The 5,014-nt window shown below is 57.9% G+C and carries 2 rRNA genes; both read left to right on the top strand.

Annotated elements, in window-relative coordinates:
• Positions 1-56: 56 nt before the first annotated feature.
• Positions 57-1,576 (top strand): 16S ribosomal RNA (locus NH602_RS27970).
• Positions 1,577-1,891: 315 nt separating this feature from the next.
• A 23S ribosomal RNA gene (locus NH602_RS27965) occupies positions 1,892-4,974 on the top strand.
• The 16S and 23S rRNA genes sit together here, the layout of an rRNA operon.
• Positions 4,975-5,014 lie beyond the last annotated feature (40 nt).

The following is a 5,014-nucleotide window of genomic DNA, read 5'->3' as shown; positions in this document are numbered from 1 at the left end:
TGCAGCATTCGATCCCGTCGGGTGTTGTGGCCAGTTGTTTGTTGCAAGTCAGGGTTTTGTTGGAGAGTTTGATCCTGGCTCAGGACGAACGCTGGCGGCGTGCTTAACACATGCAAGTCGAGCGGTAAGGCCCTTTCGGGGGTACACGAGCGGCGAACGGGTGAGTAACACGTGGGTGACCTGCCCTCCACTCTGGGATAAGCCCGGGAAACTGGGTCTAATACCGGATAGGACCACTGATCGCATGGTTGGTGGTGGAAAGTTTTTTCGGTGGGGGATGGGCCCGCGGCCTATCAGCTTGTTGGTGGGGTGATGGCCTACCAAGGCGGTGACGGGTAGCCGGCCTGAGAGGGCGACCGGCCACACTGGGACTGAGACACGGCCCAGACTCCTACGGGAGGCAGCAGTGGGGAATATTGCGCAATGGGCGGAAGCCTGACGCAGCGACGCCGCGTGGGGGATGACGGCCTTCGGGTTGTAAACCTCTTTCGCCAGGGACGAAGAGCAATTGACGGTACCTGGAGAAGAAGCACCGGCCAACTACGTGCCAGCAGCCGCGGTAACACGTAGGGTGCGAGCGTTGTCCGGAATTATTGGGCGTAAAGAGCTCGTAGGCGGTGTGTCGCGTCGGCCGTGAAAACTTGGGGCTTAACTCTGAGCGTGCGGTCGATACGGGCATCACTTGAGTTCGGCAGGGGAGACTGGAATTCCTGGTGTAGCGGTGAAATGCGCAGATATCAGGAGGAACACCGGTGGCGAAGGCGGGTCTCTGGGCCGATACTGACGCTGAGGAGCGAAAGCGTGGGGAGCGAACAGGATTAGATACCCTGGTAGTCCACGCCGTAAACGTTGGGCGCTAGGTGTGGGGACCATTCCACGGTTTCTGTGCCGCAGCTAACGCATTAAGCGCCCCGCCTGGGGAGTACGGCCGCAAGGCTAAAACTCAAAGGAATTGACGGGGGCCCGCACAAGCGGCGGAGCATGTGGATTAATTCGATGCAACGCGAAGAACCTTACCTGGGTTTGACATGCACCAGACATCCCTAGAGATAGGGCTTCCCTTGTGGTTGGTGTGCAGGTGGTGCATGGCTGTCGTCAGCTCGTGTCGTGAGATGTTGGGTTAAGTCCCGCAACGAGCGCAACCCTTGTTCCATGTTGCCAGCACGTAATGGTGGGGACTCATGGGAGACTGCCGGGGTCAACTCGGAGGAAGGTGGGGATGACGTCAAGTCATCATGCCCCTTATGTCCAGGGCTTCACACATGCTACAATGGCTCATACAGAGGGCTGCGAGACCGTGAGGTGGAGCGAATCCCTTAAAGTGAGTCTCAGTTCGGATCGGGGTCTGCAACTCGACCCCGTGAAGTTGGAGTCGCTAGTAATCGCAGATCAGCAACGCTGCGGTGAATACGTTCCCGGGCCTTGTACACACCGCCCGTCACGTCACGAAAGTTGGTAACACCCGAAGCCGGCGGCCCAACCCTTGTGGAGGGAGCTGTCGAAGGTGGGACTGGCGATTGGGACGAAGTCGTAACAAGGTAGCCGTACCGGAAGGTGCGGCTGGATCACCTCCTTTCTAAGGAGTCCCATCATGTGATGGGGCACCACACGCTCTTTATTGGGTGTCTGTGGTTCCTTCATTGAATCGCATTTGCGGCCCCGTTCGTGGGTCGGGTGCGTTGGGTGGAACGCAGCACGTCGGACCGTCTGGCTTGGCACACTGTTGGGTCCTGAGAGGACATCCTGGGTTCTTCGGAACTGTGGGTTGTTTTCTTTGGCCGCTCTGGTCGAGGGCTTCCTAACGCTTCCTTGTGTGGGTGGTGGTGGTTGTTTCTTGGTCGGGTGTGGTTGTGGGTTGAGTGTTGCATAGTGGATGCGAGCATCTTGTTGTGGTCAAGTTGTTAAGAGCACATGGTGGATGCCTGGGCATCAGGAGCCGATGAAGGACGTGGGAGGCCGCGATAGGCCTCGGGGAGCTGTCAACCGAGCTGTGATCCGAGGGTGTCCGAATGGGGAAACCCAGCGCCCGTCATGGGGCGTTACCCGTACCTGAATTCATAGGGTGCGTGGAGGGAACGTGGGGAAGTGAAACATCTCAGTACCCACAGGAAGAGAAAACAATAGTGATTCCGTGAGTAGTGGCGAGCGAAAGCGGAAGAGGCTAAACCGTGTCCGTGTCAAGCCGGCAGGCGTTGCGGGTGCGGGGTTGTGAGACGTGTCGTTCATCTTCTGCCGAGGGTGGGACAGCAAGTGCCTGTGTTAGCGGAACGACTCTGGGATGGTCGGCCGTAGTGGGTGATAGCCCCGTACGCGAAAACACTGGGTTCTGTTGTGGGCGTGTTCTCGAGTAGCAGCGAGCCCGTGAAATTCGCTGTGAATCTGGCGGGACCACCCGTCAAGCCTAAATACTACCTGATGACCGATAGCGGACAAGTACCGTGAGGGAAAGGTGAAAAGTACCCCGGGAGGGGAGTGAAATAGTACCTGAAACCGTGTGCTTACAAGCCGTCAGAGCCTTTCGGGGTGATGGCGTGCCTTTTGAAGAATGAGCCTGCGAGTTATGCTTCGTGGCGAGGTTAACCTGTGTGGGGTAGCCGTAGCGAAAGCGAGTCCGAATAGGGCGTGTGAGTCGCGGGGTGTAGACCCGAAGCGGAGTGATCTACCCATGGCCAGGGTGAAGCGTCGGTAAGACGTCGTGGAGGCCCGAACCCACCAGGGTTGAAAACCTGGGGGATGAGCTGTGGGTAGGGGTGAAAGGCCAATCAAACTTCGTGATAGCTGGTTCTCCCCGAAATGCATTTAGGTGCAGCGTCGTGTGTTTCTCACCGGAGGTAGAGCACTGGATGGCCTAGGGGGCCGACAAGCTTACCGAAGTCAGCCAAACTCCGAATGCCGGTGAGTGAGAGCGCGGCAGTGAGACTGCGGGGGATAAGCTTCGTGGTCGAGAGGGAAACAGCCCAGATCACCGGCTAAGGCCCCTAAGCGTGCGCTAAGTGGGAAAGGATGTGGGATCGCCCGGACAACCAGGAGGTTGGCTTAGAAGCAGCCACCCTTGAAAGAGTGCGTAATAGCTCACTGGTCAAGTGGTCCTGCGCCGACAATGTAGCGGGGCTCAAGCGCACCGCCGAAGCCGTGGCAATGACACTTAGGTGTTGTTGGGTAGGGGAGCGTCCTGCATCTGGTGAAGCCCGGGAGTGATTTACGGGTGGAGGGTGTGGGAGTGAGAATGCAGGCATGAGTAGCGAATGCAGAGTGAGAATCTCTGCCGCCGGATGACCAAGGGTTCCTGGGCCAGGTTGTTCCGCCCAGGGTGAGCCGGGACCTAAGGCGAGGCCGTCAGGCGTAGTCGATGGACAACGGGTTGATATTCCCGTGCTCGTGATAGTGCGTCCATGCCGAGGCTGGTGATGCTAACCATCCGAACCCACCTTCGCTCCTTCGGGAGTGTTGTTTGTGGGGGAGCGTGGGATCCGATCTGGTAGTAGGCAAGTGATGGGGTGACGCAGGAGGGTAGCTCCGCCACGCGGTGGTTGTCGTGGTGTAAGCCTGTAGCCCGAGTCCTAGGTAAATCCGGGGCTCATCGAAGGGTGAGAGGTGATGCGTAGCCGATTGAGGCGAAGAGAGTGATCCCATGCTGTCGAGAAAAGCCTCTAGCGAGTGCTGTTGCGGCCCGTACCCCAAACCGACACAGGTGGTCAGGTAGAGAATACCGAGGCGATCGAGCGAACTGTGGTTAAGGAATTCGGCAAAATACCTCCGTAACTTCGGGAGAAGGAGGGCCGGTTGTCTTGAGGCTCCTTGCGGGCTAGGGACGGCCGGTCGCAGAGACCAGGCCCAAGCGACTGTTTACTAAAAACACAGGTCCGTGCGAAGTCGCAAGACGATGTATACGGACTGACGCCTGCCCGGTGCTGGAACGTTAAGAGGACCTGTTAGCTCTTCGGGGCGAAGCGGAGAATTTAAGCGCCAGTAAACGGCGGTGGTAACTATAACCATCCTAAGGTAGCGAAATTCCTTGTCGGGTAAGTTCCGACCTGCACGAATGGCGTAACGACTTGGGCGCTGTCTCGACCACAGACTCGGCGAAATTGCACTACGAGTAAAGATGCTCGTTACGCGCGGCAGGACGGAAAGACCCCGGGACCTTTACTATAGCTTGGTATTGATGCTTGGTTCGGCTTGTGTAGGATAGGTGGGAGACTGTGAAGCTATCACGCCAGTGGTGGTGGAGTCGTTGTTGAAATACCACTCTGGTCGAATTGGGTGTCTTAACCTCGGGCCATGATCTGGTTCAGGGACAGTGCCTGGTGGGTAGTTTAACTGGGGCGGTTGCCTCCCAAAGAGTAACGGAGGCGCCCAAAGGTTCCCTCAGCCTGGTTGGCAATCAGGTGTTGAGTGTAAGTGCACAAGGGAGCTTGACTGTGAGACTGACGGGTCGAGCAGGGACGAAAGTCGGGACTAGTGATCCGGCACCACCTTGTGGAAGGGGTGTCGCTCAACGGATAAAAGGTACCCCGGGGATAACAGGCTGATCTTGCCCAAGAGTCCATATCGACGGCATGGTTTGGCACCTCGATGTCGGCTCGTCGCATCCTGGGGCTGGAGTAGGTCCCAAGGGTTGGGCTGTTCGCCCATTAAAGCGGTACGCGAGCTGGGTTTAGAACGTCGTGAGACAGTTCGGTCCCTATCCGCCGCGCGCGTTGGAGACTTGAGGAAGGCTGTCCCTAGTACGAGAGGACCGGGACGGACGAACCTCTGGTGTGCCAGTTGTCCCGCCAGGGGCACGGCTGGTTGGCTATGTTCGGGAGGGATAACCGCTGAAGGCATCTAAGCGGGAAGCCTGTTCCAAGATGAGGTCTCCCACCACCTTCGAGTGGGTAAGGCTCCCAGTAGATGACTGGGTTGATAGGCCGGAGATGGAAGCCCTGTGAGGGGTGGAGTTGACCGGTACTAATAGGCCGAGGGCTTGCCACAACGAGTTGTTCGCATCCACTGTGTGACCCTGAGTCCACAA

The organism is Pseudonocardia sp. McavD-2-B (assembly GCF_024124365.1).
In the GTDB taxonomy this organism is placed as follows: Bacteria; Actinomycetota; Actinomycetes; order Mycobacteriales; family Pseudonocardiaceae; genus Pseudonocardia; species Pseudonocardia alni.
This window is presented reverse-complemented; position numbering and strand designations above follow the sequence as displayed.